Source organism: Streptomyces nogalater, assembly GCF_039532885.1.
Taxonomy (GTDB): domain Bacteria; phylum Actinomycetota; class Actinomycetes; order Streptomycetales; family Streptomycetaceae; genus Streptomyces; species Streptomyces nogalater.
Map to the genome: position 1 here is coordinate 220,100 of NZ_BAAASM010000037.1, position 26,714 is coordinate 246,813.

General features: G+C 73.8%; 22 protein-coding genes and 1 pseudogene. 12 read left to right on the forward strand and 11 right to left on the reverse strand.

Going from position 1 to position 26,714, the window contains the following annotated elements; translation table 11 throughout:
* Window positions 1-248 precede the first annotated feature (248 nt).
* Both ABD350_RS26075 and ABD350_RS26080 read left to right on the forward strand, forming a co-directional pair.
* Window positions 249-1,634 (forward strand): NsdA family TPR-like regulatory protein, encoded by a 1,386-nt coding sequence (locus tag ABD350_RS26075; protein ID WP_344350809.1) that lies wholly within the window; start codon window positions 249-251, stop codon window positions 1,632-1,634.
* Window positions 1,635-1,834: 200 nt separating this feature from the next.
* Window positions 1,835-3,610, forward strand: a complete 1,776-nt coding sequence (locus ABD350_RS26080) for a hypothetical protein (RefSeq protein WP_344350810.1) — start codon at window positions 1,835-1,837, stop codon at window positions 3,608-3,610.
* A gap of 31 nt (window positions 3,611-3,641) precedes the next feature.
* Here ABD350_RS26080 and ABD350_RS26085 read toward each other — a convergent pair whose 3' ends face one another.
* Window positions 3,642-4,976 (reverse strand): ABC transporter substrate-binding protein, encoded by a 1,335-nt coding sequence (locus ABD350_RS26085; protein ID WP_344350811.1) that lies wholly within the window; start codon window positions 4,974-4,976, stop codon window positions 3,642-3,644.
* Window positions 4,977-5,093: 117 nt separating this feature from the next.
* Between ABD350_RS26085 and ABD350_RS26090 the strand changes: the two genes are divergently transcribed.
* A complete protein-coding gene (locus tag ABD350_RS26090; protein ID WP_249458869.1) occupies window positions 5,094-5,594 on the forward strand; it encodes an SCO4402 family protein in 501 nt (166 codons plus the stop codon).
* 46 nt (window positions 5,595-5,640) lie between these two features.
* Complete coding sequence (gene purU / locus ABD350_RS26095; RefSeq protein ID WP_344350812.1) at window positions 5,641-6,522, forward strand: formyltetrahydrofolate deformylase; 882 nt, start codon at window positions 5,641-5,643, stop codon at window positions 6,520-6,522.
* Window positions 6,523-6,544: 22 nt separating this feature from the next.
* Here the strand turns inward: purU and ABD350_RS26100 are convergent, their stop codons facing one another.
* Together ABD350_RS26100 and ABD350_RS26105 are read right to left on the reverse strand one after the other, a co-directional pair.
* The gene (locus ABD350_RS26100; protein WP_344350813.1) at window positions 6,545-7,063 is read right to left on the reverse strand and encodes an EF-hand domain-containing protein; all 519 of its coding nucleotides are present in this window, start codon (window positions 7,061-7,063) and stop codon (window positions 6,545-6,547) included.
* Between the two features lie 188 nt (window positions 7,064-7,251).
* Window positions 7,252-7,626: an STAS domain-containing protein gene (locus ABD350_RS26105; protein ID WP_344350814.1), complete on the reverse strand. Its 375-nt coding sequence runs from the start codon at window positions 7,624-7,626 to the stop codon at window positions 7,252-7,254.
* A gap of 339 nt (window positions 7,627-7,965) precedes the next feature.
* Here ABD350_RS26105 and ABD350_RS26110 point away from each other — a divergent pair, with 339 nt between their 5' ends.
* Together ABD350_RS26110 and ABD350_RS26115 are read left to right on the forward strand one after the other, a co-directional pair.
* Window positions 7,966-8,523 carry a sigma-70 family RNA polymerase sigma factor gene (locus ABD350_RS26110; RefSeq protein ID WP_344350815.1) on the forward strand — a complete coding sequence of 186 codons (558 nt, stop codon included), beginning with the start codon at window positions 7,966-7,968 and terminating at the stop codon, window positions 8,521-8,523.
* Window positions 8,520-9,965 carry a zf-HC2 domain-containing protein gene (locus tag ABD350_RS26115; protein WP_344350816.1) on the forward strand — a complete coding sequence of 482 codons (1,446 nt, stop codon included), beginning with the start codon at window positions 8,520-8,522 and terminating at the stop codon, window positions 9,963-9,965. Before ABD350_RS26110 ends, ABD350_RS26115 begins: the two co-directional genes overlap by 4 nt.
* A gap of 71 nt (window positions 9,966-10,036) precedes the next feature.
* Here ABD350_RS26115 and ABD350_RS26120 read toward each other — a convergent pair whose 3' ends face one another.
* Window positions 10,037-11,620: an alpha/beta hydrolase gene (locus tag ABD350_RS26120; RefSeq protein WP_382466833.1), complete on the reverse strand. Its 1,584-nt coding sequence runs from the start codon at window positions 11,618-11,620 to the stop codon at window positions 10,037-10,039.
* Between the two features lie 785 nt (window positions 11,621-12,405).
* Here ABD350_RS26120 and ABD350_RS26125 point away from each other — a divergent pair.
* Window positions 12,406-12,897: an ATP-binding protein gene (locus ABD350_RS26125; protein WP_344350969.1), complete on the forward strand. Its 492-nt coding sequence runs from the start codon at window positions 12,406-12,408 to the stop codon at window positions 12,895-12,897.
* A 73-nt stretch (window positions 12,898-12,970) separates the two neighbouring features.
* Here ABD350_RS26125 and ABD350_RS26130 read toward each other — a convergent pair.
* Together ABD350_RS26130 and ABD350_RS26135 are read right to left on the reverse strand one after the other, a co-directional pair.
* Window positions 12,971-13,234 (reverse strand): annotated as a pseudogene (locus ABD350_RS26130) (cyclase family protein); the annotation flags it as partial.
* Between the two features lie 98 nt (window positions 13,235-13,332).
* A complete protein-coding gene (locus tag ABD350_RS26135) occupies window positions 13,333-14,364 on the reverse strand; it encodes a GlxA family transcriptional regulator (protein ID WP_344350817.1) in 1,032 nt (343 codons plus the stop codon).
* 72 nt (window positions 14,365-14,436) lie between these two features.
* Here ABD350_RS26135 and ABD350_RS26140 point away from each other — a divergent pair, with 72 nt between their 5' ends.
* Window positions 14,437-15,741: an MFS transporter gene (locus tag ABD350_RS26140; RefSeq protein ID WP_344350818.1), complete on the forward strand. Its 1,305-nt coding sequence runs from the start codon at window positions 14,437-14,439 to the stop codon at window positions 15,739-15,741.
* Window positions 15,742-15,840: 99 nt separating this feature from the next.
* Window positions 15,841-16,950 (forward strand): methyltransferase, encoded by a 1,110-nt coding sequence (locus ABD350_RS26145; RefSeq protein WP_344350819.1) that lies wholly within the window; start codon window positions 15,841-15,843, stop codon window positions 16,948-16,950.
* 12 nt (window positions 16,951-16,962) lie between these two features.
* Here the strand turns inward: ABD350_RS26145 and ABD350_RS26150 are convergent, their stop codons facing one another.
* From ABD350_RS26150 to ABD350_RS26165, 4 genes are all read right to left on the reverse strand, one after another.
* Complete coding sequence (locus ABD350_RS26150; RefSeq protein WP_344350820.1) at window positions 16,963-19,182, reverse strand: acetate--CoA ligase family protein; 2,220 nt, start codon at window positions 19,180-19,182, stop codon at window positions 16,963-16,965.
* Between the two features lie 68 nt (window positions 19,183-19,250).
* Window positions 19,251-20,477, reverse strand: coding sequence for a flavin-containing monooxygenase (locus ABD350_RS26155; RefSeq protein ID WP_344350821.1), 1,227 nt, complete (start codon window positions 20,475-20,477; stop codon window positions 19,251-19,253).
* Between the two features lie 103 nt (window positions 20,478-20,580).
* The gene (locus ABD350_RS26160; RefSeq protein WP_344350822.1) at window positions 20,581-21,249 is read right to left on the reverse strand and encodes a pyridoxine/pyridoxamine 5'-phosphate oxidase; all 669 of its coding nucleotides are present in this window, start codon (window positions 21,247-21,249) and stop codon (window positions 20,581-20,583) included.
* Window positions 21,250-21,329: 80 nt separating this feature from the next.
* The gene (locus tag ABD350_RS26165; protein WP_344350824.1) at window positions 21,330-21,971 is read right to left on the reverse strand and encodes a LysE family translocator; all 642 of its coding nucleotides are present in this window, start codon (window positions 21,969-21,971) and stop codon (window positions 21,330-21,332) included.
* A gap of 82 nt (window positions 21,972-22,053) precedes the next feature.
* Here ABD350_RS26165 and ABD350_RS26170 point away from each other — a divergent pair, with 82 nt between their 5' ends.
* Window positions 22,054-22,506 (forward strand): Lrp/AsnC family transcriptional regulator, encoded by a 453-nt coding sequence (locus ABD350_RS26170; protein ID WP_344350825.1) that lies wholly within the window; start codon window positions 22,054-22,056, stop codon window positions 22,504-22,506.
* An 82-nt stretch (window positions 22,507-22,588) separates the two neighbouring features.
* Here ABD350_RS26170 and ABD350_RS26175 read toward each other — a convergent pair whose 3' ends face one another.
* Entirely contained in the window at window positions 22,589-23,224 is a 636-nt protein-coding gene (locus tag ABD350_RS26175; RefSeq protein WP_344350970.1) for a TetR/AcrR family transcriptional regulator, read from the reverse strand.
* 134 nt (window positions 23,225-23,358) lie between these two features.
* Here ABD350_RS26175 and kbpA point away from each other — a divergent pair, with 134 nt between their 5' ends.
* Both kbpA and afsK read left to right on the forward strand, forming a co-directional pair.
* Window positions 23,359-24,093: an AfsK-binding protein KbpA gene (gene kbpA / locus ABD350_RS26180; RefSeq protein ID WP_344350827.1), complete on the forward strand. Its 735-nt coding sequence runs from the start codon at window positions 23,359-23,361 to the stop codon at window positions 24,091-24,093.
* 178 nt (window positions 24,094-24,271) lie between these two features.
* The gene (gene afsK / locus ABD350_RS26185) at window positions 24,272-26,683 is read left to right on the forward strand and encodes a protein serine/threonine kinase AfsK (RefSeq protein ID WP_344350828.1); all 2,412 of its coding nucleotides are present in this window, start codon (window positions 24,272-24,274) and stop codon (window positions 26,681-26,683) included.
* Window positions 26,684-26,714 lie beyond the last annotated feature (31 nt).

Genomic DNA, 26,714 nt, shown 5'->3' on the forward strand with positions numbered 1-26,714 from the left:
AGCATCGGTCCGGCGGTCGGGGCGCATGGATGCACGGTCGGGGGCGCGCGCGAGGAAGCCGGGCGTGGACGGGGTAGCCAGGGAGTGGGCCGGCATCCTCCAGCACTTCCGGCAAACCGCATATGTCGCGCATTGACGGTATGTCTACTGGGCAGTGATCGTCCCGACCGGACCGACCGGCACGGAACCCAGGGCTCCGCGGGGTCGGACAACACGCTCCAGGGGATCGCAACGCAGGGGGTAAGCACATGGCCGCAAGGCCTCTCGTGGCGAGGCAGCCGAACGAACGGCTGCAGGCACTCATCCAGGAAGCGGGGTGCTCGAACGCCGGGCTGGCCCGGCGGGTCAACATGTGCGGCGCCGAGCACGGCCTCGACCTGCGCTACGACAAGACGTCCGTGGCCCGCTGGCTGCGCGGCCAGCAACCACGGGGCCGGGCCCCGGCGATCATCGCCGAGGCGCTCGGGCGCAAGCTCGGCCGGACGGTCACGATCGACGAGATCGGCATGGCCAACGGCAAGAACCTCGCCTCGGGGGTCGGCCTCCAGTTCTCGCCGACGGTACTGGGAGCCATCGAGCAGGTCTGCGAGCTGTGGCGCAGCGACGTGGGGCGCCGGGACTTCCTGTCCGGCTCCTCCGTCGCCGCCTCCGCGCTGGTCGAGCCCAGCCGGGACTGGCTGATCTCGGCACCGGACACCCAGGTCGCCCGGCAGGCCGGCCCGCGCGTGGGCCAGTCCGACGTGGCCGCCGTGCGGTCCATGACCCAGGCACTGGTGGACCTCGACCACCAGTACGGCAGCGGGCACGTCCGCCCGGTCGTCGTGCACTACCTCAACAGCGTGGTGTCCGGGCTGCTCGCGGGCTCCTACCGGGAGGCGGTGGGCCGCGAACTCTTCGCCACCGTCGCCCGGTTGACCGAGCTGGCCGGGTACATGGCGGTGGACACCGGCCAGCCGGGCCTGGCCCAGCGGTACTACATCCAGTCGCTGCGCCTCGCCCAGGCCGCCGGCGACCGCGGGTACGGCGGTTACGTCCTGGCCGCCTCCATGAGCCACCTCGCCGCGCAGCTCGGGAACCCGCGCGAGATCGCCCAGTTGGCGCGGGCGGCACAGGAGGGCGCGCGCGGGCATGTCACCCCGCGCGCGGAAGCGATGTTCCACGCCGCCGAGGCGCGCGGGCACGCCCTGCTCGGCGACGCGCGCGCGGCGCAGACGGCCGGCGGCCGCGCGGTGGCGGCGCTGGACCGCGCGGACGCCGCCGACGGGGACGACCCGGTGTGGATCGCGCACTTCGACCAGGCCTATCTCGCCGACGAGTTGGCGCACTGCCACCGCGACCTCGGACAGCCCGAGCAGGCGGCGCGGTACGCCGAGCAGTCGCTGGCCGGGCATCCCGCCTCCCGGGCCCGCCGCCGCGCCATCGGCTATGTGCTGCTCGCCACCGCCCAGGTGCAGCAGCGCGAGATCGAACAGGCCTGCAACACGGGCCTGAGAGCAGTGGAGTTGCTGGAGACGCTGCGCTCCAACCGGGGTGCCGAGTATCTGGACGACCTCCATCAGCGCCTGGAACCGTTCCGGGAGGAGGCGGTGGTACGGGAGTTCGGGGCCCGCCTGGAACTCCAGCAGGCCGCGTGAACAACGGCCCCGCGGCAAGGTGAACGCACGGCGACGGCACCCGGTGGGTGCCGGGTGCCGCGCGTGACGCTCGGCGGGGCCGGTGCTGTTATCGCCGTCACAGCACGGCAGATCACGTCCTGAGCTGCGTGGCACCTGGCTCGGGGGACCCGGTAGCGTGTGCCGACGATTCACAAGGTCCCCCATTAGTAGGAGTCCCGGTGACGCAGAGTGGACAGGGCGAGGAGCCCTCGGCGCGGCCCGCGCGCGAAGGCATCGTGCTGCCCTCCGACGGAGGCGAGCCCCTGCTGCCGGGCACGACCGCGCCGCCCGAGCCCGCCGCCCCGGCCGGCGGACAGTCCTGGGACGGTTCCTGGGAGCCCGGGCAGCAGGCGCCCCGGCCGGACCAGGGCCGGCCCCCGGCGGCGGCACCGCAGTGGACCGGCCCCGGGCAGCAGCCCCCGGCCGCGGCGGGCCCCGGCCCGCTGCCCCCGGAGGGCGCCCCGGCCCCGTCGTACGGCGGCCAGGCGCCCGGCTACGGCGACTTTCGGACCGGCGGCTCCGGCGCCTACGGCACGCCCCCGCAGTCCGGGTACGGCGCGCCCGGCCCGTACCAGCAGGCCCCGCAGCCGTATCCGGGGCAGCAGCCCCAGCAGCCGTACCAGCAACAGCAGAACCAGCAGCCGTACGCAGGACAGCAGAACCAGCAGCCGTACGCAGCACAGCAGAACCAGCAGGCGTACCAGGGGCAGCAGAACCAGCAGCCGTACCCGGGGGCGCCCGCCGCGCCGCTGCCGCCCGCCGGTGCCGCCCCGCTGCCCCCGCCGGCCGACGCCGCGACGCAGTACCTCCCGCCGGTCGCCGCCGGGGGCGGCGGCGACGAGGGTGCCACCCAGTACATACCGCCCGTGCAGGACGCACCGGCCGACGCCGCCACGCAGTACCTCCCGCCGGTCGGCGCGGGCCCCGCCGGCCCCGGGGACGAGGCGGCCACCCAGTACATCGCGCCGGTGGGATCCGGCGCGCTGCCGCCGGAGTCGGGCGCCGAGGAGACCCGTTACCTCGGCCGGGCGCCCCGGCAGACGGGGCCCGCCCCCTCCGACGCGGAGGCCACGCAGTACATCCCGCCCTACGCCGCCGAGACCCAGGTCCAGGCGCCGGTGCCGGGCGGGGACCGGCAGCCGCCCGCCGAGTTCGACAACCTCTTCCGCGGCGGCCCGGCGGGCGACGACGGCCCGGCCGGCTCCACCCAGCAGCTCCCGCTCGTCCAGCGGCCGGACGCCTACCCCGGCCCGGAGCCGTCCGCGTACCGCCCGGCGCAGCCGTCGTACGACCACGGGTCCGACGACGGCGGGCGGCGCGGCGGCCGGTCGCGGGTGCCGATGATCGCCGCCGCCGCCGTGGGCCTGATCGTGGTCGGCGTGGGCGCCGGCGCCCTGCTCGGCGCCGGCGGCGGCGACGGCAAGGAGCCGAGCGGCGGCGACACGCCGGTCGTGGCCGCGTCCCCGGCCGGTTCGGAGCCCGCCTCGCCCAGCGCCGACCCCGCCCGGCAGCAGGCGGTGGAGCTGGACAAGCTGCTCGCGGACAGCGGCAGCAGCCGTGCCGCGGTGATCCAGGCGGTGGCCGACGTCCGCAAGTGCGACAACCTCGACCGGGCCGCCGCCGATCTGCGGGACGCGGCCCGGCAGCGCAGCGAGCTGGTCACCCGGCTGAGCAAGCTGCCCACGGACAAGCTGCACGCCCAGGGCCACCTCAGGGACGCGCTGACCAGGGCCTGGCAGGCGTCCGCCGCGGCCGACAACCACTACGCGGCCTGGGCCGGCCAGGTCAAGGGGCGCAAGGGCTGCCACAAGGGGCAGGCGCGCTCCACCGGCGAGACCCAGGCGGGCAACCGGGAGAGCAAGACCGCGACCGAGCAGAAGGGTCAGGCGGCCCCGCTGTGGAACGCGATCGCCCGGCAGTACGGCCTGACCCAGCGTCAGCCCACCCAGCTGTGACGCCCCCGGCGGGCCCCGGCACCGGGGCCCGTCACGGCATCTCGGCCCGCGCCAGCACCGGGGTCATGTCGGCGACCCCCCTCCTGCCGCCGACGCGCTGCCCGGCCGCGACCAGCCTGCCGTCCCGGACCACCTGGAGGGTGACGTCGGCGTTGACCAGCCGGGGGAAGCCGACCCCGGCGAGCCGGCCCGCGTAGGGCCAGCTCAGGGTCGGGGTGAGGCCGCCGGTGGAGACCCGCAGCCCGTCGTTGAGGGTGCGCCGCACCGCGTCGGCGCTCACCTCGCCGTCACCGATCTCCTCCAGGACGGCGCGGAGCACCGTGTAGGCGATCCAGGTGGTCTGCACCCCGGCGTCGGCGGGGTCGATGCGGTCGTCGTCGAAGGCCGCCTCGCTGATCACCTTCTTCATCGGGGCCCAGCGCGGATCGGAGGCGGCCGGGTACCAGCCGGTGATGTACGCCCCCTCGTACGGCCCCGAGGCCCCGCCGGTGGCGTTGATCACCGTCTGGTCGACGCTGCCGAGCACGGTCGCCGTACGCACGTCCGGGTGGTGCGCGCGGGCCCGCCGGAAGGAGTCCATGAAGGTGTCCGTGCGGTCGCCGAGCGCGGGCACCACACAGCCCTTACGGGCCGGGTCCGCGGTCGCGTGGCGCAGCGCCCGCTCGGCCTGGTCGCCGTACTCGGTGGCGTCCTCGGCGGCGAGCTGGTCGCCGGCGTCCGCGTGCCCCCCGGCCTTCAGGCCCGAGTCGAGCAGCACGGGCAGCTGGTCGCCGGCGATGCTGTCGGGGCGGACCAGGGCGATGTTGCCGCAGTCGGCCGCGAGGGCCTTGCCGAGGCCGGCCAGCAGGGCGGGCTGGCCGCCGTTGACCGGGTAGGACATGGTGCCGGTGAACTCGTCGTTGGTGACGCCGTAGCCGCCGATGTAGGGGATGCCGGCCCCCTCCAGCGGGGCGAGGAAGGAGTCGCCGAACTGGCTGTAGGAGCCGACGACCGCGACCACGTTCTCGGCCGCGGCGCGCTTGGCGCACTTCGCGGCGCCCACGCTGTCGTTGTGGTCGTTGCAGGTGAGCACCTTCAGCTCACGGCCGCCCACGCCGCCGTGCGCGTTGACCCACTTCGCGTAGGCGAGGGCCATCGCGGGCATGCCGGGCTTGTTGGTCGCGTCGGTGTCCTGCGGGGCCCAGGTCATCACCGTGACCGGCTCGTCCCCGGAGCCCCCCGTGGCACCGGGGACGAGCCCGCATGCGGCGGTGAGCGACGCGCACAGGGCCACGGCACACGCGGTGAGGGCGGTGGCCCGGACGGGGCGGGAAGAGCGGGAAGAGGCGGGAACGGAAACGGTGCGAGTGCGTCGCCTGCCGGTCATGCACACGCACGATTCCCTCACACCGCTAACCCCCGAGTGACCCTTGCTCAACGAAGGGCGACGGTGAGGTGAATTACGGGGGCCGGTGGGCGGCGGCGGGCGCGGAACGTACGATCGGTGACCGTGCAAGGTTCGGAGAACTCTTCCCGTCGCGGCCGCCGCTCCTCCACCATGGGCGGCATGCCCCTGAACGACATGCCGTGGTGGCGGTGGCGCAGCAATGTGCGCTCGGCGCTGCACATGCTCTCCGACCCGGTGTTCCAGCGCGAGGTCTGGCTGGCCGGTGTCGACGGCTACGGCGACGTCACGGACGCCGTGTACCGGCTGGTGGAGGACACCTGGCTGGACAACTGGTCGGCGGAGAAGTACGTCGGCACCATATTCCGGGACTCGCAGGAGGCGGCGCTCGTCGACACCGCCGTGCTGCGGCTGCTGCGGATCATGCACCAGGTCGGCCCGGACGCGCCGGTCGCCGCGTATCTGGACAACCCCGGCTGGCCGGACGCGGTGCGGGCGGCGCGGGACGCGCACGTGCGGATGTCGGTGAGCGACGGGGACGACCCGGACGCGGCCCCGAAGAGCCTGGAGGTCCTGCGCATCCTGACCCGTTCCGCCTAGCGGGCGGCGGCACGCGCGGGGTGGCCGGTATGGGACCCTGTAGTGCATGACAGACCAGTCCGCTTCCGCCGCCGCCCCGGCCGACCAGTACGTCCTCACGCTCTCCTGCCCGGACAAGCAGGGCATCGTGCACGCCGTGTCCAGCTATCTGTTCATGACCGGCTGCAACATCGAGGACAGCCAGCAGTTCGGCGACCACGACACGGGACTGTTCTTCATGCGCGTCCACTTCTCGGCCGACGCGCCGGTGACGGTGGAGAAGCTGCGGGCGAGCTTCGCCGCGGTCGGGGACTCCTTCCACATGGACTGGCAGATCCACCGGGCCGACGAGAAGATGCGCATCCTGCTCATGGTCAGCAAGTTCGGGCACTGCCTGAACGACCTGCTGTTCCGGGCGCGGATCGGCGCGCTCCCGGTGGAGATCGTCGGTGTGGTGTCGAATCACACCGATTTCGAAGAGCTGGTGGGTTCGTACAACATTCCGTTCCACCACATCCCGGTCACCAAGGACACCAAGCCCGAGGCCGAGGCGAAGCTGCTGGAGCTGGTGCGCGAGGAGCGGGTCGAACTGGTCGTCCTCGCCCGCTACATGCAGGTCCTCTCCGACGACCTGTGCAAGCAGCTCAGCGGCCGGATCATCAACATCCACCACTCGTTCCTGCCGAGCTTCAAGGGCGCGAAGCCGTACCACCAGGCGCACGCGCGGGGCGTGAAGCTGATCGGTGCGACGGCGCACTACGTCACCGCGGACCTGGACGAGGGGCCGATCATCGAGCAGGAGGTCGAGCGGGTCGGGCACGGTGTGACGCCGGACCAGCTGGTGGCCATCGGCCGGGACGTGGAGTGCCAGGCGCTGGCGCGGGCCGTCAAGTGGCACGCCGAGCGGCGCATCCTGCTCAACGGCCGCCGGACCGTGGTGTTCGCCTGAACCCGGGCGCCCCGGGCGGCCCTCACGGCTGCTCGGGCACCGTGAAGTAGCGGGCGAAGGCCGGGACGACGTCCCGTTCGTCGATCCTTCCGTCGCCGTCGGTGTCGAGCGCGGCGGCGGCCGCCTCGGCGGGCCCGGCCGGCACGTTCAGGGCGCGCAGGACGCGGACGGCGTCGGGGACGGTGATCCGCCCGTCGGCGTCCGTGTCGGCCACCGCCAGGGCCGCGTGCAGGAAGGGGCGGGCGATCTCGGCGAACCGGCCGGGGCTGTCGCGCAGCCGCTTGACCGCGCCGGTGACGAACTCCTGGCGGGTGATGCGCTGGTCGCCGTCCCGGTCGGCGATGCCGGCCATGCCCTGCCAGAACGCCTCCGCGCCGGCGTACAGGGCCTGGCCCGTGACGGAGCGGGCGGGGACGGCGAACTCGGTGAGCAGGGCCTTGGCCGCCGCGTTGAAGTCCGCGCGGTCGATGTAGCCGTTGCCGTCCTGGTCGAAGCCGGCGAACCGGGCGGCGATCCGGCGTTCGTACTCGGTGCTGACCATGTGGGGGGCCGCCTTACGTGTGCGTCGTACAGGGGGGCCATGGGACCGGGTGGGTCCACGGGGCCTGGCCGGGAGCGTACGACGCGGGTGGCCGTCGGATGGCGGAAAACCGACGATTGTGCCAAGACCGGGTGAAGTCCGCTACAACCTTGTGGCGAGACCGGGACGTTGTCACATCCGACGGCTGCTCAGGCGGACAGCGGTCCGGCCTCGTCGGTGGTGGCGGAGTCGAGGTCGGGGTGGACGTCGAAGAGCCGGCGGACGCCGAGCGCGCCGAGGACGCGGTTGACGTGCGAGCCGTCCTCGGCGCCCCGGTCCGGCAGGATCAGCCGCAGCCGGCCCTGGCAGGAGCGGATCAGCCGGCGGGCGGCGACGAGGACGCCGACCCCGCTGGAATCGCAGAAGAACACGTCGGAGAGGTCCACGACGAGGCTGTGGTGTCCCTCGGCGACGGCGTCGTGCACGCGCTGGCGCAGCACCGGCGAGGTCATCAGGTCCAGTTCCCCGGACACCCGGAGCACGGCCCACTGGCCTTGTTCGACGCCGGTCACCTTGAATGCCACGGCCCTGCCCCTCGCTCGCCGGATTTCCCGGAACCGCCCGGAAACGGAAGCAGTTCCTACGTTTCCTGTCGCGCGGCTGCCCAGCGGCCGTTCCCTGAAACGTGATGCCGCAAACGGTGGATGATCAATAAGGGGCTTATTTCAGTCATCAACGATCGTCTTTGATCAAGTGTGCACGCGGCTCGCGTGAAGGTTGTGTGAAGGGGGCATTATCACGGGAGGTGGCTTCGGGGGCGCACATTGGCACAAAGGGGCGTGCGCTGTCGGAGGGGCCGACTACATTCGAGAGGGCCGGGCCGACCGGCCCGGTGGCCGGAGCCGGTGAGGGGAGGGGACCGTATGGCCAGGAACGACCTGTCACCCCGGTGGGACCGCAAGATGCAGCAACGGCTCGCCCGCGGTGAGGCGGCGGCCCTCGGGGAGATGTACGACCGGTTCGCCTCCCTCGTGCACAACCTGGCCCACCGCGTCCTGGACGACGAACGGCTGGCCGACTCCGTCACCCGCGAGGTCTTCGCCCACGTCTGGGAGCACCCGGAGACCTACGACCCCAAAGCGGGCCCGCTGCGCTCCTGGCTCGCCGAGGTCACCCAGCGGGTCGCCGTACAGCGCCTGCGCGACCGGGAGGAACGGGAGCAGCCGCTGCGCGAGGAACGGGAGAGCACGGTCCGCCGCGCCTCGGTCGCCGCCCGCGCCGACTACATCGTCCACTCCATGCCCGCCCCGCTGCGCGCCGCCCTCGACCTGGCCTACAACCAGCGCCGCGACTACCGCCAGACCGCTGCCGACCTCGGCGTCACCGAGGACGAGGCCCGCCGCCGGCTCCGCCTCGGCCTCCAGCTCCTGGCCACCGCCCACGACGCCGGCACCCCGCCGGGTTACCGGGGTGCGGTGTGAACGGCCCGCACCGCTTCGAGGGGACGCACGAGAACGCCCACGGCGCGGCGGACGGCCGCCGGGACGGGGAAGAGCCCGGGGAGCACCGGAAAGGAAGCGCCGGCGGCCGCCGCGGACCGGCCGGCTCCGGCGGGCACCGCGGACAGGCCGGCTCCGGCGGGCGCTTCGGGCCGCCGGGCGGTGCCGCCGCGGGCGCCGGACGGTCCGGGGCCGTGCCCGGCCCGCGTATACCGACGCCCCGGACCTCCGTGGAGGACGGTGGGCTTCCGCTGCCCGACCTCGCCGACCTGGGGGACCTCGCGCCCGTGCCGCCGCCCGACCTGCCCCACGACGTCCTGAAGTCGCTGCTCGGCGCCTGGGCGCTGGCCGCCTGCTCGGCCGCGGAGACGGCGGCCGTCGAAGAGCACCTGGGCGGCTGCGGTTCCTGTGCCGACGAGGCCCGCCGGCTGCACGAGGCGGTCGGTCTGCTGCACCAGCCGGAGAGCCTGGACCTGGACCCCGGCCTGCGCACCCGTGTCCTGGAGAGCTGCCTGCGGCGCCGGCCGCCGCGCATACCGGTCCCCGACTGGGCCGCGCCCTACGACGCCGAGACCGCCCGGCTGGACGCGCTGCTCCAGGACTTCAAGGACGCGGAGTGGCAGGCGCCGGTGGAACTGCGCTGGTTCGAGAACGACATCGCGACCAGCCGCCGTACCACCGTCGCCGGGGTCATAGCGCACCTGCTCGCGGTGGACGGGCTGATCGCCGCCGCGCTCGGCCTGGCGGACCCGCTGGCCGGGGCCGCCGACCCGGCGGGACAGGGCGCGGCGGGACCGGCCGGCCGCACGGAGGCCTACTGGCGTTCCGCGCACCTGCCGCCGGCGCACGCGGTGCGCGGAGCCTGGCGGGAGCAGAGCCACGCCCTGGTGCGCACGGTGTCCTTCACCGGCGGCCGTACGGGCGGACTCCCGGTGTCCTACGGCGAGTTCACGCTGCCGCTGCACGACGCGATGCTGGACCGCGCCTTCGAGTGCTGGGTGCACGCCGAGGACATCGCCAAGGCGGTGGACTATCCCTACGCGGCGCCGACGCCCCGGCACCTGTACCGGATGATCGACCTCGCGGCCCGGGTGCTGCCGACGGTGCTCGCCGAGCGCCGCCGCGCGGGCCTGTCCGAGCCGGCCCGCCACACCCCGCACCTGGTACCGGCGGGCGCGCCCGGCCGCAGCCTGCGGCTGGAGATCGAGGGCGACGCCGGAGGCGAGTGGCTGATCCCGCTGGACTCGCCGGCGGCCCAGGGCTCCGCGGAACTGGAGGTGGCCCGGGTGGTGCTCGACGGCGCCGAGTTCTGCAAGCTCGCGGCCGGTCACGTGTCACCGGAGGAGGCCGCGGCGGGCCAGGTGGGCGACCGCCGGGCGATCCGGGACGTGCTGTACGCGGCCGCGAGCCTCAGCCGCATGTGAACGGCCGGGACCCCGGCCGGACGGAGCGGCCGGGGTCCCGGCCGCCCGTGAGGAGCCGGAGGTGAACGGCGTCAGAAACGGCCGCCCGGCCCCGGCAGGCCCCGGGAGCCGGGGAGCGGCAGCGGGAGCAGGCCGGCGCGCCCGGCCGCTTCCGGCGTGGCCTTGCAGGTGATGTCCTTCGACGGCAGCCTGCCGGTGGTCAGGTAGGTGGTGGCCGTCTTGTCGGCGCACGACTTGGTGCCGTAGACGCCGTGTCCGACACCCCCGGCGACGGTGACCATCTTCGCGCCCTTCATGGCACGGCGCAGCCCCTGCCCACTGGTCAGCGGCGTCTGGGAGTCCCACTCGTTCTGCAGGATCAGCGCGCGGACCTTGTTGTCGACCTTGGTGGTGCGCTCGCCGCCGGTCTTCCAGAAGGCGCACGGCTTGACGGAGGAGGCGAAGTCGCCGTACAGCGGGTACTTCTTCTTGTCCCGGATCGCGTCGGCGCGGTACTGCTCCGGGTCGCGCGGCCAGTCGCGCTGGTCGGCGCAGAGGACGGACCAGAAGGCGGCGTCACCGTTGTCGTCGGGCGTGGCGCGGGCGAACGACGGCGGCACGGGCGCCGGCGTCCTCAGACCCCGGCCGGCGGGCGTGCCCGCGGCGGCCTTCTTCAGCGTGACGACCCACTCGGCGGCGTCCCGCACGCTGAAGAACACGGCGCGGCTGGTGAGGCGGATGTCGTCTCCGGTCATCCGCATGCCGTCGACGTCGATCGGCTTGCGGTCGGCCTGGGCGACCAGGTCGTAGAAGGTCTTGCGGACCGCCTTGGGGGTCGTGCCCAGCCGGTAGGTGGAGTTCCGCTTGGCGGTCCACTCGGTCCACCGCGCGAAGGCGGGCTCGGCGCCCTCCGCCCAGACCTGGATCATGCCGCGCCAGACGCGGGCCGGGTCGATGGCGCTGTCCAGGACGAACCGGTCGGTGCGCTGGGGGAACAGCTGCGTGTAGACCGCGCCGAGGTAGGTGCCGTACGAGTAGCCGAGGTAGGAGATCTTCTTCTCGCCGAGCACGGCACGGATCACGTCCATGTCCCGCGCGGTGTCGCGGGTGGAGATGTGGCGGAGCTTGTCGCCCTGCCTGGCGTAGCACTTCTCGGCGACGGTCCGGGCCCACGCCACGTCCTTGGCGAACGTCGCCTTCTTGTACGGGCGTTCCCAGTTCTGTTCCTTGGCGGTCAGACCGCAGCCGACGGGGGAGCTCTCGCCGACGCCGCGCGGGTCGAAGCCGACGAGGTCGTAGGCGTTCTTCACGGACGTGGGCAGTTCGCCGGCCATGAACAGGGGCATGTCGAGGCCGGAGCCGCCCGGGCCGCCCGGGTTGAGCAGGAGCACGCCCCGGTGCTGCTTCTTGGTGCTCGTCTTCATCCTCGATATCGCGAGGTCGAGCTTCTTGCCGCCGGGGCGGCTGTAGTCCAGCGGCACCTTGATCGTGGCGCACTGGAAGGAGGCCGGCGCGTCCGGGGCGCAGCGGTGCCAGGCCGGCTTCTGCGTGAGGTACCGGCCGAGGGGGCCGGACGCGGCGGACGTCGTCGCGGAGGCCGTGGCCGGGAGGAGCACGGGCACCATGGCGGCGGCGGCACCGGCCGCCAGCAGGGAGGCGGTTCTACTGCGTCGCACGAAGGAATCCCTTGGGTCGGTGGACAGGAAACCCATCCACCCTTTCGCGCGCGGGAGTCGGGCGAATCCTCCCTGAAGTCGGGTTTCGCAGCACTGCGGTTGGAGAGGCCGCGTGGCGAATGGTCCTGCAGGAGGACAACCGCGACCGGCGTTCCGCCGTCTCCCTCAAGAGGGCGGAAACGGCTTCGGCGCACGGTACTTGAGTACCTCGCGCAAGGTGGGGCGCGCGCGCCCGTCACTCGGCTTCCGGTGGTGTCGACGGTGAAGCGTTGGCCCATGATGTTACGGATCGTGGCACTCGACGGTAACGCAGCGTCGACAACGGACGCTGCCCCGGCTGGACTCGTCACGCTGCGGAGCCGTGCGGTCGCTCCGGCACCGTGGGGGAGCCGGCTGAGGACCGTGCGGGCCGTCCGGGCCGGTGCCGCTCCGGGGATGATTCCGGGCCGGGTGGCGCCCGCCGCTGCTGGCACGGCGGTTGGGGATGCCGCTCCGGGTTTGTTCGACTCGGCGTCACGAGCGTCGCACAGTATCCCCTATACGTACTCCTTCACGCGGGAATATGCCCGAAGCGCTTGTTGGCGTGACTGTCAGTCAACCATGCTGTGCAGTAAGGGAGTCACAGTCCGTGACTCCCGGCTCTGGTCGTTGTCCTGGCCATGCAGAAAATGGCTACGATCGTGGCCCTCGTCGTGATCGTCGCCGCGGCGGACGTCGTGGCGCGCGGATGGCGTGGGGTCATGTGTCCGCCGGTTCGGATGGTGTGAGCGGTGCAGGTGCTTCGAGTGCAGCTGGAGATCCGGCCCGACCCCGCGGAGGTGGGGCGGGCCAGGCGGTGGGCCCGCTCGCGGCTCGCCGGGTCGGGCATAACGGCCGACGAGCCGCTTGCCGAGACCCTGATCCTGCTCGTCTCCGAGCTGGTGACCAACGCCGTGGTGCACACCGGCCGGCCGGCCGTGCTGCGGCTGTGCCTGCCGGGCGCGGCGGCCGGAAACGGCGCTTCGGCCGAGAACGCCGCGTCGGCCCCGGTGCGGGTGGAGGTCGCCGACACCAGTTCCCGCGCGCCCCAGCCCCGGTGCGCCGACGACGACGCCACCGGCGGGCGGGGCCTGGCCCTCGTGGAGTGTCTCGCCGACCGCTGGGGCTGGAGCCCCGAGGGCGTCGGCAAGAGCATCTGGTGCGAACTGGACCGGTGTTCACCGCCCCGGCAGAACGCGGCGCTGGCGTACGGGGGCGGGCTGCCCGCGTACGAGGGCGTCGCCTTCGAGGCGGTGTAGCGGCCCGGACGGAGCCGTTCCCGGGACTGCCACGGGTGCGCCGGTGCCGCAGGGTCGTGGACTGCCGCGGGCGCACCGGTGCCGTCGGCGTGTCCGTCGCGCCGACGAACGGTTCGGGCGTCGCCGACAGCAAAAACGCGTACCGGCCGGTGTCTCCACAGGCTGTGGACAACTCTTCGAGATTCCAGTTCTGGCCCTGCGGCATGCCCATCTCCACCAGGTGCAGCGTGTGCACGGGTGGCCACGGATTCTCGATCTCGGGCGGAAAGATCTCAAACGTGAGCGTGTCGTTCGTGACCGCGGCCGCATCGCGCGCGTGGAACCACTCACGATCTCGTGGAACTCCTTGGGCAGTGCCATCGGGGTGCCCCCCGGGGTTTGGGTCCGCGCGTCCGCCGGTCCATGGAACCTGACGTACCGTCAGCAATCGCCGGTTCAGGCGCCGGAGCCGATGTCGGTGCCGCCGGGTCGCTCGGTGGCGCCGGCGGTGCGGAAGGTGCGCCGGTAGGCGGTGGGGGTGACACCCAGCGCGGCCTGTAGGTGCTGGCGCATCGACTGGGCCGTGCCGAAGCCGGACTCCCGGGCCACCTGGTCCATCGACAGCACGGTGGACTCCAGCAGTTGCCGGGCCCGCTCCACGCGCTGCTGGGTGAGCCACTGGCCGGGGCTGATGCCGGCCTCCTCGCGGAAGCGGCGGGTGAAGGTGCGCACCGACATCGCCTCCTGCGCGGCCATGTCCCGCAGCTGGATCGGCTCGTGCAGCCGGCCGAGCGCCCAGGCGCGGGCGGTGGCCGTCGTCGCGAGCTGGGGATCGGGCACCGGGCGCTGGACGTACTGGGCCTGGCCGCCGTCGCGGTGGGGCGGTACGACCGTGGTCCGGGCGACCTCGTTGGCGACCGCCGCGCCGAAGTCGCGGCGGACCAGGTGCAGGCACAGATCGATCCCGGCGGCCACCCCGGCCGAGGTGAGCACGTCGCCGTCGTCGATGAACAGCACGTTGGCGTCCACCTCGACCTTCGGGAACATCCGCTGGAACCGCTCGGCGTCGGCCCAGTGGGTGGTGGCCGGGCGGCCGTCCAGATAGCCGGCGGCGGCGAGGACGTAGGCGCCGGTGCATATGGAGGCGAGCCGGGTGCCGGGGCGGACATGGGAGAGGGCGACGGCGAGTTCGTCGGTGAGCCGGCCCTCCTCGTAGACCGGGCCCAGCTCGTACGAGGCCGGGATGATCACCGTGTCGGCGGTGGCCAGCGTCTGCGGGCCGTGCGGGACGTGCAGGGCGAAGTCGGCATCCGTGTCCACCCGGCCGGGCGGCCGGACCGAGCAGGTGACGACCTCGTACAGGCGGCGCCGGTGCGCGTCCCGGGGCCGGCCGAAGATCCGGTGGGGGATGCCCAGTTCGAAGGGCAGCAGACCGTCCAGGGCGAGAACGGCGACCCGGTGCGGCCGGAAGTCCCCTGCGTAGGTCATGGCCCGATCCTAACGAATGCTGTCCTTCGGGCCACTCGATGGGACGGGTGTGAAAATCGGAGGCTCTGTGACGTGACTCAGACAAGCCCAGTTGCCGCCCCTGTCCAGGCCCCGCCCGAACGGCGCCGCCGCGTGCACCGCGCCTGGTTCGTCGCCGCCGTCACGTTTGTCACGATCACCGGCGCGGCGGCCTTCCGTTCGCTGCCCGGTCTGCTCATCGACCCGCTGCACCAGGAGTTCGGCTGGTCGCGCGGCACGATCGGCGCGGCCGTCTCCATCAACCTCGCCCTGTACGGGCTGACCGCGCCCTTCGCCGCCGCCCTGATGGATCGTTTCGGCATCCGCCGGGTGGTCGCCGCCGCGCTCACCGTGATCGCGTTCGGCTCCCTGCTGACCGTGTGGATGACGGCAGCCTGGCAACTGCTGCTGTGCTGGGGCCTGCTGGTGGGGCTGGGCACCGGCTCCATGGCGCTGGCGTTCGCCGCGACGGTCACCAACCGCTGGTTCACCGCGCGGCGCGGCCTGGTCAGCGGCATCCTCACCGCGGCCTCCGCCTCCGGTCAGTTGGTCTTCCTGCCGCTGCTGTCCTGGGTCGTGGAGGGGCACGGCTGGCGGCCCGCCGCGATCACGGTGGCGCTGACCGCGCTGGCCGTGGTCCCCCTGGTCTGGCTGCTGCTGCGCGACCACCCGGCCGACGTGGGCGAAAAGCCGTACGGAGCCGCCGAGTTCGTGCCCAAGCCGCCGCCGGTCACCGGCGCCGCCCGCCGTACGCTCACCGTGCTGTCCGGCTCCGTCCGCACCGGTACCTTCTGGCTGCTGGCCGGCACCTTCGCGATCTGCGGCGCCTCCACCAACGGCCTGGTGCAGACCCACTTCGTGCCCGCCGAGCACGACCACGGCATGCCCGTCACGACGGCGGCCTCGCTGCTCGCGGTCATCGGCGTGTTCGACGTCGTCGGCACGATCGCCTCCGGCTGGTTCACCGACCGGTTCGAACCGCGCCGCCTGCTCGCCGTCTACTACGCGCTGCGCGGACTGTCCCTGCTCTTCCTGCCGATGCTGCTCGGCCCCGCCATAAAGCCGTCGATGATCTTCTTTATCATCTTCTACGGACTGGACTGGGTGGCCACCGTCCCGCCCACCCTCGCCCTGTGCCGCGAGCAGTTCGGCGAGGACAGCGCCATCGTCTTCGGCTGGGTGCTCGCCGCCCACCAGATCGGCGCGGCCGTCGTCGCCTACCTCGGCGGCGTCGCCCGGGACGTCTTCGGCTCCTACGACCTGGTCTGGTACGCCTCCGGCACCCTGTGCGCGGCGGCGGCCCTGATGTCCCTGGTCATACGGCGCACGGCCCCGGCCGTGGCGCCCGCCGTATCCTGAACCCACCGCTACGGAAAGGAAAGTCCGTGACACTCGGCATGGTCCTCTTCGACGTGTTCCCGCTGCCCGCCCACGCCGGAACACACCGAGGAGCACACCGTGTCGAGGACCGACCGGACCACCCACGAACCCCTGCCCGCCCGCTGGCACTCTGAGAGCAGACTGCCCGCACCCCGCCGCCTGGTCGCCGCCGACGGCCGTCTCCGCGCCGCCACCGCCTACCGGCTCGTCTGCGAGGGCACCGCGCTGCTGTGGCGGGGCGACTACCAGGGCGCGCGCCGGCTGCTGCGCGCCCTGGAGCGCCGCGTCGACCGGACGGCGCCCGGGCCCGCCGCCACGCCCGCCGAGACCTTCCGTCTCCAGCGCCGCTTCCGCGCGCACCGCGCCCGGGTGCTGGGCCGGCTCACCGTCCTGCTGGAGCCGGACCACGGCCTGGATCTGCGCCGCGCCCCCGACGTCCGGGCCGCCTGCACCGCCGCCTACGGCCCGCCGGCCGGCCCGCGCCTGATCCCGCTGCGCGAACTGCTGGGCGTCCTGGGCGCCCACCAGTGGCGGGAGCGGGGCGTCGAGGTCCCCGCGCTGGGCGCCCGGGTCCATCCGCACTACGGCGTCTTCGCGCCGGTGCGCGGCGAGTACGTCGACCTGGTGGCGCGGGCGCCGCTGCCCGCCGTACGCACCGCCTTCGACCTCGGCACCGGTACCGGTGTCCTCGCGGCCGTCCTGGCCCGGCGCGGGGTCGGCCGGGTGGTGGGCACGGACATCAGCCCCCGGGCCCTGGCCTGCGCCCGGGACACCGCGCACCGGCTCGGGCTGGCGGACCGCGTCACGATCACCGGCCCGGCCCTGTATCCGCCCGGCCGGGCCGGACTCGTCGTGTGCAACCCGCCCTGGCTGCCGGGCCGCCCCGTCTCCACGCTGGAGCAGGGCGTGTACGACCCGTCGGGCACGATGCTGAACGCCTTCCTGACGGACCTGCCGGAGCACCTGGAGCCGGGCGGGGAGGGCTGGCTGATCCTCTCCGACCTGGCCGAACACCTCGGTCTGCGCACCCGCGCCGACCTGCTGACGGCGATCGGGGCGGCGGGGCTGCGGATCGCCGGCCGTATCGACACCCGCCCACGCCACCCCCGTGCGGCCGACCCGCACGACCCCCTGCACACGGCCCGCGCCGCCGAGGTGACGTCCCTGTGGCGGCTGGTGAGGAGCTGACCGGGCCGCCCGTCACCGGCACACCACCAGCGCGTCCAGCGCCACCGCGCCCTGCCCCCGGCCCAGCACCATCAGCGGGTCGATGTCCAGCTCGGCGAGGTGCGAGCCCAGTTCCAGGGCCATGCGCTGGACCCGCAGGACGACCTCCACCAGCGCGTCCACATCGGCCGGCGGGCGGCCCCGCACTCCGTCCAGCAGGGCCCTGCCGCGCAGTTCGCCGAGCATCGCGCGGGCCTGTTCCTCGCCGAAGGGCGGGACGCGGACCGCCGTATCGCGCAGCACCTCCGCCAGGATCCCGCCGAGCCCGGCCGTCACCGTCGGGCCGAACAGCTGGTCGTGGGTGAAGCCGACCGTCGTCTCCACGCCCCGCTGGACCATCTGGCACACCAGGACGCCGTCCAGCCCGACGCCCTCGCGGCGGGCGATGCCGGTCAGGTCCCGGTAGGCGTCGCGGACCTGGCTCGCCGAGGTCAGACCGATCTTCACCAGGCCCAGCTCGGTCTTGTGCGCGATCCGCGCGCCGGACGCCTTCATCACCACCGGGTAGCCCACCTGCCCGGCCGCCCGTACGGCCGCCGCCGCGCTGGTCACCAGCTGCTCGCGCGGCACCCGGATGCCGTAGGCCCGCAGCAGCTGTTTGGCCGCGTGCTCGCTGAGCCGGGCGCCGGGCCGCAGCAGCGCCTGCGCCTTGCGGAAGGAGGGGGAGGGGGTGCGCGGGGCCGCGTCGAACGCGGAGCGGTAACCGGCGGTGAAGCGGTGGTGGTCCAGCCAGGCGCGCACGGCGCTGAGACAGTTGCCGACCGTGCGGAAGGTGACCACGCGGGAGGAGCCGAGCAGCACCTCCCGGTACGCCGGCTCGGTCCCGGCCGGCGAGCCCCACACCACGCACACCAGCTTGTCCGTCTCCTCCGCGGCGTCGGCCAGATCGCGCACCAGCCGGTCGCCGGGCGGCGGCAAGGGGCCGGTGACCGGGCAGATCAGCACCCCGACGTCCGGGTCGGCGAGCAGCGCGTCGATGATCTTCCGGCCCCGGTGGTCGCCCTCCGGGTGGCCGCCGCAGTCCACCGGGTTGGCCACGCTCAGGCGGTCCGGTATCCACTGGCGCAGCTCCGTCTGCTTGCCCGCTGACAGCGTCGGCAGCCGCAGTCCCGCCCCGGCGGCCAGACCGGCGACATGCGCGCCGGTGCCACCCGGGAGGGAGTAGACGGCCACCCCGTCCGAGCGCGGCGGCCGGGCCCGGGCCAGCAGGGCGGCGGTGTCCTGGAGTTCGTCCAGGGCGTCGACGCGGATCACGCCGTACTGCCGCAGGGCCGCGTCCACCACGTCGTCGGCGCCGGTGGGCCCGCCGGTGTGCGGGGCGGCGGGCCGGGTGCCGCCCTCGGTCCGGCCCGCCTTCACGGCGACCACCGGCACCCCGCGCCGGGCGGCCCGGTCGGCGGCCAGCAGGAAGGCCCGGCCGTCCTTGAGCCCTTCCAGACAGCAGGCGATCGCGCCGGTCTCGGGCTGTTCGGCGAACCAGGACAGGAAGTCGGCGGCCTCCAGGTCGGCCTCGTCGCCGGTGGGCGCCCAGTGGGAGAGCCGGATGCCCAGCTCCTGGAGGGCGAAGACGCTGTGGCCCTGGTGCCCGGACTGGGTGATCAGCGCGATGGCGGGCCCGGTGAGGTCCTCCCGGAACCGTGCGAAGGCGTCGAGGTGGGTGCCGGGGCCGAGCAGCCGCACCCCCGCGCCCCGCGCCGCCTCGGCCAGCCGTTCCCGTGTCCCGGCGCCGGCCTGCCCGGTCCCGTCGTTCCCGGAGGCGAGGACGACAGCGAACCGTGCCTTGGCCCCGGCGAGTTCCGCGATGACCGGCAGCGGGTCGGCGACCAGCAGCACTGCCAGGTCGACGGGCTCGGGCAGGCGGGCGACGGTGGGGACACAGGGCAGGCCGAAGACGGCTGTCCGGGTCGGATGTACCGGATGCACCCGGGCCCCGACCCGGCCGGCCCAGTCGAGCAGCTGCCGGGTGATGCCGGTGCGGGGCCGTCCCTCGGTGTCGCAGGCGCCGATCACGGCGATGGACCCGGGCCAAAAGAGCCGGGCCAGGTCGGGCACGTCCGCGTGCAGCGCCCGCCCGCCGACGTCGAGGTCCGCCACCCGTTCGGGGGCGGCGGTGCCGGGCCGCTGCTCGCCGCAGGCGAGGACCCGGGCCTGGCGGGAGTCGGTGGTGAGGGTGCCGTGGGTCGAACCGAGCATCGTTCCGCCCGCCTCCCTGTGAGACCGCGATAGCTGACGCCTTGTCAGGTTACTGAACCGACAAGGAGTCAGGAATGGTCCGACCGGGAGGAGTTGACGGCCGGCTGTCCCCGGCCCTTCGCGGCCGCCTTCGCCACCGCCTTGGCGATCCGCCCCGCGTCGATCGCCAGCTCCCGCAGCATTCCGCTGATCGGGTTGGTGAACCCGGTGAAGTACAGGCCGGGCGCCCGCGGGGACGTGCGGCCGCCGTGCACCACCGGCCGGCCGCGCCCGTCCAGCACCCCCAGATGCCCGACCAGCCCCTCCAGCGCGCGGACGTACCCGGTGGCCGCGATCACCGCGTCCGGCGCGATCCGGCTGCCGTCGGCGAGGACCACCTTGCCGTCCTCGAACCCCTCCACGGCGGCCACGACCTCCACCTTGCCCGTACGGACGGCGTCGACCAGGCCGATGTCCTGGACCGGGATCGCGCCCTGCCGCACCCTGCTGTACAGGCCGGTGTCCGGGCGCGGCAGCCCGTGCGCGGACAGGTCCGGGGTGCTCAGCCGGCCGACCGGCCCCGCGAGCCGGTCCACCAGCCACACCGGCAGCCGCCGGACCAGGACGCCGGTGTACTGGGCGGGCCAGCCGAGGGTGGAGCGGCGCAGGATGTGCGGGGGCGTGCGCACCGCGAGCCGCACCCGCGCGGCCCCGCCCTCCACCAGGTCCACGGCGATCTCCGCGCCCGTGTTGCCGGCGCCGACGACGAGGACGTCCCGGCCCCGGTACGGTGCCGCGTCGCGGTAGCCGGCGGCGTGCCGCAGCTCCCCGCCGTACTCCTCGCGGCCCGGCCAGTCGGGCAGCCGCGGGGTGTGGTTGAAGCCGGTGGCGACGACCACCGCGCTGCCGGTCAGCTCCCGGCCCCCGGAGGCGCGCAGCAGCCACCCGGCGCCGTCCGCGGCCGGTTCGACGCGGTGCACCTCGACCCCGGTGACGATCTCCAGCCGGTGGTGTTCGGCGTACTTCTCCAGGTAGCGCACCACGTCGTCCCGGGACACCCAGCGCCCGAACCCGCGGGGCATGGGCAGGCCGGGCAGCGCCGACAGCCGCCGGGTGGTGTGCAGCCGCAGCCGGTCGTAGTGGCCGCGCCAGGAGGCGCCGACCCGGTCGGACCTCTCCAGGACCAGGGCCCGTACGCCCCGCTCCCGCAGTGCCTGGGCGACGGCCAGGCCGCCCGGCCCGGCGCCGATCACATAGACCGGGGGGTCGGCGGGGACCGGCGGGCGGCGGACGTCGGCGGGGCGGGAGGCGGCCATGAGCGGGAGCGTAATCACCCAGCCGGTTGATGGGTCTCGGTCAAGACCGGAATGGGTTGCGGATTGATCACGGGTGTACGGGAAGAGTGCGCGGGCCTGCCTCTCACGGCCACAACAGCGTCCGGCTCCAGCCGAATCCGGTGCTGCGGTACTCCAGGCGTACGTGCCGCCGCTCGGGGTCCCCCTGGAAGAACTCCACCGCCTCCGGGCGCAGCCGGTACAGCGTCCAGGTCGGCGACGGCTCCGCCGGGTTCTCCCGGGCCCGCTCCCAGGCCGCTTCCGAGGCCCGCCGCAGCTCCGCGAGCGAGTCCAGCTCCTCGCTCTGCCGGCCGGTCAGCGCGGCGGCCAGCGCGCCCGTGGAGCGCGCGTGCAGGTCGGCCAGGCTCTCCTCGGCCGGCGCGGCGGCGACCGGTCCGCGCAGCCGTATCTGGCGGCCCAGCACCGGCCAGTAGAAGGCGAGGGCCGCCTGCGGCCGGGCGGCCAGCGCGCGGCCCTTGCGGCTCGTGGCGTGCGTGGCGAACGACCAGCCGTCGGCGTCGGCGCCGTGCAGCATCACGATCCGCACGTCCGGCCGGCCCTCCTCGTCCGCGGTCGCCAGCGACATGGTGTGCGGCTCCGGCTGCCCCGCCGCCACCGCGTCGGCGAACCAGTCCGTGAACAGGGCGAGCGGGGTGGGCGGGGCGGTGTCCGGATCGAAGGGCGGCAGCCGGGTGACCTCGGGGTCCCAGACGCGCAGCGAGCGGAGCAGTTCGTGAAGATCGTGCTGTGCCATGGGGCGAGTATCACCGCCGGCGCCGCGCTCACTCCCGCCGCCACCGGTGGACCGCCTCACAGTCCTGGGCCGCGGGAACCCTAGAGCGTCGCCAGCCGTTCCACGAGCAGGAACGCTCCGATGCCGAGCATCGCCGCGCCCGAGGTGCGGGTCACCGCGCGGGCCGCCGCCGGGCGGGCCGCGAGGAGGGCGCGGGCGAGGGCGCCGACGGTGAGGTAGACGGCCGCGCAGCACGCCATGTGGAGCAGGCCGAGGACCGCGGTCTGCGCGGGGACGGGCAGGTGGGCGCCGCGCAGGGTGAGGAACTGGGGGAGCACGGAGAGATAGAGGAGCAGGCCCTTGGGGTTCAGGCCGCTGATCGTCGCACCGCGCAGGAAGGGCCGGCCGTCGGCCGCCGGCGTGGGTTCCGTCTCCGCGGACGCCGGAGCCGTCGCCCCCGGAACCGCCGGCCGGCGCAGGACGCCCCAGCCCAGCCACAGCAGGTATCCGGCGCCCGCCACCGTTACGGCCGTCAGCAGGGCGGGGGAGCCCGCCACCAGTACCGCCAGGCCCGCCGTCGCCAGGGCGGTGTGCAGGGCGTAGCCGCAGACCAGGCCCGCCACCGCGCGCGGTATCCGGCCGCCGCGCAGAGCGGTCGTGATGACGTACGCCCAGTCGGCGCCCGGTACGCACACCAGCAGCAGGTCCACGGCGAGGAAGGAGAAGAGGAGTCCCGATTCCATATCGGGCACATTAGGCGTGAACGACCCGAAAGTGTTTCCGAAGTTTGCTCAAGATCACGAGTTCTGCGCAAATATCTTCTTCATGGACGACGTAGACCGGAAAATCCTTGCCGAGCTCCAGCAGGACGGGAGGCTCACCGTGACCGAGCTGGCCGCCCGGGTGCGGCTCAGCGTCTCCCCCTGCCACCGGCGGCTGCGCGAGCTGGAGCGGGCCGGCGCCATCCGGGGCTACCGCGCGGTGGTGGACCCGGCCTCGCTCGGGCTGCACTTCGAGGCGCTGGTCTTCGTGTCCATGCGCCAGGAGGACCGGGACACGGTCGCCGAGTTCGAGCGGGCGGTCGGCGAACTGGAGCATGTGCTGGACGCGCAGCGGCTGTTCGGCGAGCCGGACTATCTCCTCCGGGTGGCCACCGCCGACCTGGCCGCCTTCCAGCGGCTGTACGACGAGCGGCTGGCGACCCTGCCGGGGGTGCAGCGGCTGAACTCGACGCTGGTGATGAAACACGTGGTGCGGGACCGGCCGCTGCCCGCATAAGCGGCGGGCGGTGGTTCGGAGAACGAACCACCGCCCGCGAGACAGGACTTGGACTTGGACGTGGACAAAGGGCGTCGGGCGCCTACTTGGAGGGCTTCTTGCCGGTCACGCCCAGGTGCACCAACAGTGCCAGATTCGGCTTGAGTTCGGCCTGCTTCACACCCCAGGAGGTGAACCCCTTCTGGTGGGCCGCCACCGCCGCGAGCATCGCGACCAGCGAACCGGCCACCGCCGCCGGGTTCACGTCCTTGTCCACCCGGCCCTTGGCCTTGAGCTCCGCGATGGACTCGGCCAGGGAGTTGTTGACCGAGTTCAGGATCTTCATACGGATCTTGTAGAACCGTTTGTCCCCCTCGGCCGCGCCCAGGTCCACCACCCGCAGGATCGCGTCGTTGCGGCGCCAGAAGTCCAGGAAACCGTCGACGAGTTCCTGCGCCGTCTGCCAGCCCGACTTGCCGGTCCAGGCGCGCCCTTCGAGCAGTCCGGTCAGCCCCGCGCCCTCGGCCGCCATCTGCTCGGCGATCTCCAGGACGGCGCCTTCGACGTCGGGGAAGTACTGGTAGAAGGTCGCGGGCGACGTGCCCGCCCTCCTGGCGACATCGATGACCTTGACGTCCCGGTAGGGGGAGGAGCTGAGCATCTCGCTGAGGCAGTCGAGCAGCTTCTGCCGGGTCGCCTGCCCACGCCGGCCGGCCACGCGGCCGTCGACGGTACGCACTTGTCCTGTCATGCCGTCAGCTTACCGAGGGGTGATGGGAGCGCGATTCGGCCGACTGCAAATGGGGTGCGCGGGGGGATCGGGGGTGGTGTGCCTGGTCTGCGGCCTGTGCGCGTCCCGGTTACTTTTGCCGTATGGCCGAAAACAGGGCATCCACGAACGAAGAGACCTACGGGGAGGGCGTCCCCTGCTGGGTCGACGCCCAACTGCCCGACGTCGAGGCGGGCAAGCGGTTCTACGGTGAGCTTTTCGGGTGGACCTTCCAGGAGGCGTACGGCTCCGCGGTGTGGGCGCTGCTGGACGGGGACCGGGTCGCGGCGCTGGCCCCCAAGACGGACGGCCGCATGCCCACCGTCTGGACGGTCTCCTTCGCCACCCCGGACGCCGAGGCCCTCGCCCGGCGGATCACGGCGGCCGGCGGAACGCTGATCACGGACCCGTACCCGGTCGGCGGCCTCGGCACCGCCGCCCTGGCCGCCGACCCCGAGGGCGCGGTGTTCGGCCTGTGGCAGCCCGGCACCCACCGCGGCTTCGGGCGGCGGCGCGCGCCAGACACCTTCGTCTGGGCCGAGCTGTACACCCGGGACACCTCCGCCGCCAACGCCTTCTACGGCGACCTCTTCCACGACGCCCTGTTCGGCTCCGGTGCCGCGCCCGACTTCGGCCGGGCGGACGTCACCGAGGTGTTCCCGGCCGAGATGCCCCCGCACTTCGTCGCCCACTTCCGGGTCACGGACCTCGACGACGCCCTCGGGACGGTCCAGCGGCTCGGCGGCCGGGTGCAGGCACCGCCCTTCGGGACGTCGTACGGCCGGGTGGCCGTCGTCACCGACAATCAGGGGGCGTCGTTCGCACTGCTCCAGCGGTGATCCATCCGTTTTTGGGATGAATTAATGTGAGACACCCCGACTGTCACCGGGTTCGCAACCAGCCGCCCGGCCAGGAAGAATCGGGGTGCGTGCCGCCATGGCGGTGCGGTGGTGAGACGCTGCACTTCGGTCGCGTACATATGGGGTGGCGCGGCTCGTACGGGGAGGTGGCAGGCAAGTGGTGGATCAGCTGACGCAGCACGATCCGCGGCGGATCGGGCCGTTCGAGGTGCTGGGCCGGCTGGGGGCCGGCGGCATGGGGCTGGTCTATCTCGCGCGCTCGGCGTCCGGCCGGCGCGTGGCGATCAAGACGGTGCGCACCGAACTGGCCGAGGACCAGCTCTTCCGGGTCCGCTTCACCCGTGAGGTGGAGGCGGCCCGCGCGGTCTCCGGCTTCTACACCGCGGCCGTGGTCGACGCCGACCCGCGCGCCGCCGTGCCCTGGCTCGCCACCGCCTACGTCCCCGCGCCCTCGCTGGAAGAGATAGTGAACGAGTGCGGGCCGCTGCCGGCGCAGGCCGTGCGCTGGCTCGCCGCGGGTGTGGCCGAGGCCCTCCAGTCCATCCACGGCGCCGGACTGGTCCACCGCGACCTGAAGCCCTCCAACGTGCTCGTGGTCGAGGACGGCCCCCGGGTGATCGACTTCGGTATCGCCTCCGGGGTCTCCAACACCCGGCTGACCATGACGAACGTCGCCGTCGGCACCCCCGCCTACATGTCCCCGGAGCAGGCCAAGGACTCCCGCAGCGTCACCGGCGCCAGCGATGTCTTCTCCCTCGGCTCCACCCTCGTCTTCGCGGCCACCGGCCACCCGCCCTTCCACGGCGCCAACCCGGTCGAGACCGTCTTCATGCTGCTGCGCGAGGGGCCCGACCTCACCGGACTGCCGGACGAGCTGCGCCCGCTGATCGAGGCGTGCATGCAGATGGAGGCCACCGCCCGGCCCACCCCGGCCGACCTCCAGGCCCAGCTCGCCCCGCACCTGTTCGGCTCCGGCTCCGACGACAGCGGCACCGCCTCCGCCTGGCTGCCGGAGAAGGCCGTCGCGCTGATCGAGGCCCGCCGCGGCGGACGCCCCGCCGGCCGGCCCGCCCCGGCCCCGACCGGCGGCCCGCGCGCCGCCGTCCGGCAGACGGTGCCGCCGCCCCCGCCGTACGACCCGCCGGTCCCGGTAGCGCCCTCGGCGCCCGTGTCCATGCCGGGCCCCGTGCCCGTGCCGGTGGCGCCCTCGGCCCTCGTGCCGGTCCCGGCCGGCGCTCCCGACACCGGCCCGGTCCGGCTGGCCGGCGCCCCGGTGCCCATCGGCCCCGGCCCCCGGGTCGCCGACGCCCGCGCCGCCGCCGTCAAGGCGCCGCCGCCCGAGGCAGGCCTGGTGGCCAGCTGGTCCCGGCCCCGCCCCGGCGCCGCCACCGCCGACCCCGCCGTACCGCCCGCCCCGCCGGTGCCCCCGGAGCCCGCGAGCGGCTGGCGGCCCTGGCGGTTCCGCATGTCGAACGACGTGTGGGGCACCCCGGCCGTGGCCGGCGACCTGGTCTACGTCACCTCCTTCGAGGTGCACGCCCTGGACGTGGCCACCGGCCGCCGCCGCTTCAAGACCCGGGACGTCGCCTGGTCGATGGCGGTGGCGGACGGCCGTATCCACGCCTCCGACGGCCCCACCCTGTACGCCCTGGACGCCCGCGAGGGCACCGATCTGTGGCGGCTGTCCACCGACGCCTGGGTGTACTGCCTCAAGGCCGACCGGGGCACGGTCGTCACCGGCACCCGCGGCGGCGGCGTCCAGGCGTGGGAGGCCTCCAACGGACAGAAGCTGTGGGAGATCACCGGCTGCCAGACCGACTTCGAGTCCCCCGAGGCGGGCCCGCTCGTGCACGACGGCACGGTCTACGTCTGGCAGGACGGCCGGCTGCGCGCGCTTGAGGCCCGTACCGGCGAGGAGCGCTGGTCGTACCCCATCGGCGACGCGGCCTCCTGCGGCGGGGTCCCGGTGCGCCTGGCCCCGGCGCCCGACGGGTGCGTCTACATCAGTGCCGGCACCCGTGTCCTCGCCGTGGAGGCGGCGAGCGGCCGGGTCCGCTGGCACTTCGAGGCCCCGGCGGTCTTCCTCGGCCCGCCCGCCTTCGCCCCCGGCCCGGCCGTCACCGGCGGCGGTGTCTACCTCGCCGACTACCTCGGCACGGTCTACGCCCTCGACGCCGCCGACGGCCGCGACCGCTGGCGCATCGCCACCGAGGCCCGCTCCTCCGTGGAACCGGTGCTGGTCGCCGCCGGGCATGTGCACGTCGGCAGCGGCAAGGGGCTGTACACCCTGGACGCGGTCACCGGCACCCCCAAGTGGCGCTTCCAGGCGGGCGGCGACGTCGTGGGCGCGCCCGCCGTGGCCGAGGGACGTATCCACTTCGGCTCCACCGACCACCTGCTGTACACCCTGAAGGCCGACGACGGCCGGCTGCGCTGGAAGCTCGCGACCGGCGGCGAGATCACCGGCTCCCCGGTGGTCAAGGACGGTGTGGTGTACGCGTGCAGCAAGGACCGGTGCGTGTACGCGCTGGACGCGGAGAAGGGCACGGGCACGGCGCGGACCACGTGACGTCCCGCCGGAAGGCGACATGCCGAGGGGC

Coding starts and splice junctions, on each gene's coding strand:
- ABD350_RS26165 (WP_344350824.1), bottom strand. CDS start 21,971: ATGGAATCGGGACTCCTCTTCTCCTTCCTCGCCGTGGACCTGCTGCTG.
- ABD350_RS26150 (WP_344350820.1), bottom strand. CDS start 19,182: ATGCTCGGTTCGACCCACGGCACCCTCACCACCGACTCCCGCCAGGCC.
- ABD350_RS26100 (WP_344350813.1), bottom strand. CDS start 7,063: ATGGTCAGCACCGAGTACGAACGCCGGATCGCCGCCCGGTTCGCCGGC.
- ABD350_RS26155 (WP_344350821.1), bottom strand. CDS start 20,477: ATGGCCGCCTCCCGCCCCGCCGACGTCCGCCGCCCGCCGGTCCCCGCC.
- purU (WP_344350812.1), top strand. CDS start 5,641: ATGACAGACCAGTCCGCTTCCGCCGCCGCCCCGGCCGACCAGTACGTC.
- ABD350_RS26075 (WP_344350809.1), top strand. CDS start 249: ATGGCCGCAAGGCCTCTCGTGGCGAGGCAGCCGAACGAACGGCTGCAG.
- ABD350_RS26170 (WP_344350825.1), top strand. CDS start 22,054: ATGGACGACGTAGACCGGAAAATCCTTGCCGAGCTCCAGCAGGACGGG.
- kbpA (WP_344350827.1), top strand. CDS start 23,359: ATGGCCGAAAACAGGGCATCCACGAACGAAGAGACCTACGGGGAGGGC.
- ABD350_RS26135 (WP_344350817.1), bottom strand. CDS start 14,364: ATGACCTACGCAGGGGACTTCCGGCCGCACCGGGTCGCCGTTCTCGCC.
- ABD350_RS26085 (WP_344350811.1), bottom strand. CDS start 4,976: ATGACCGGCAGGCGACGCACTCGCACCGTTTCCGTTCCCGCCTCTTCC.
- ABD350_RS26160 (WP_344350822.1), bottom strand. CDS start 21,249: ATGGCACAGCACGATCTTCACGAACTGCTCCGCTCGCTGCGCGTCTGG.
- ABD350_RS26110 (WP_344350815.1), top strand. CDS start 7,966: ATGGCCAGGAACGACCTGTCACCCCGGTGGGACCGCAAGATGCAGCAA.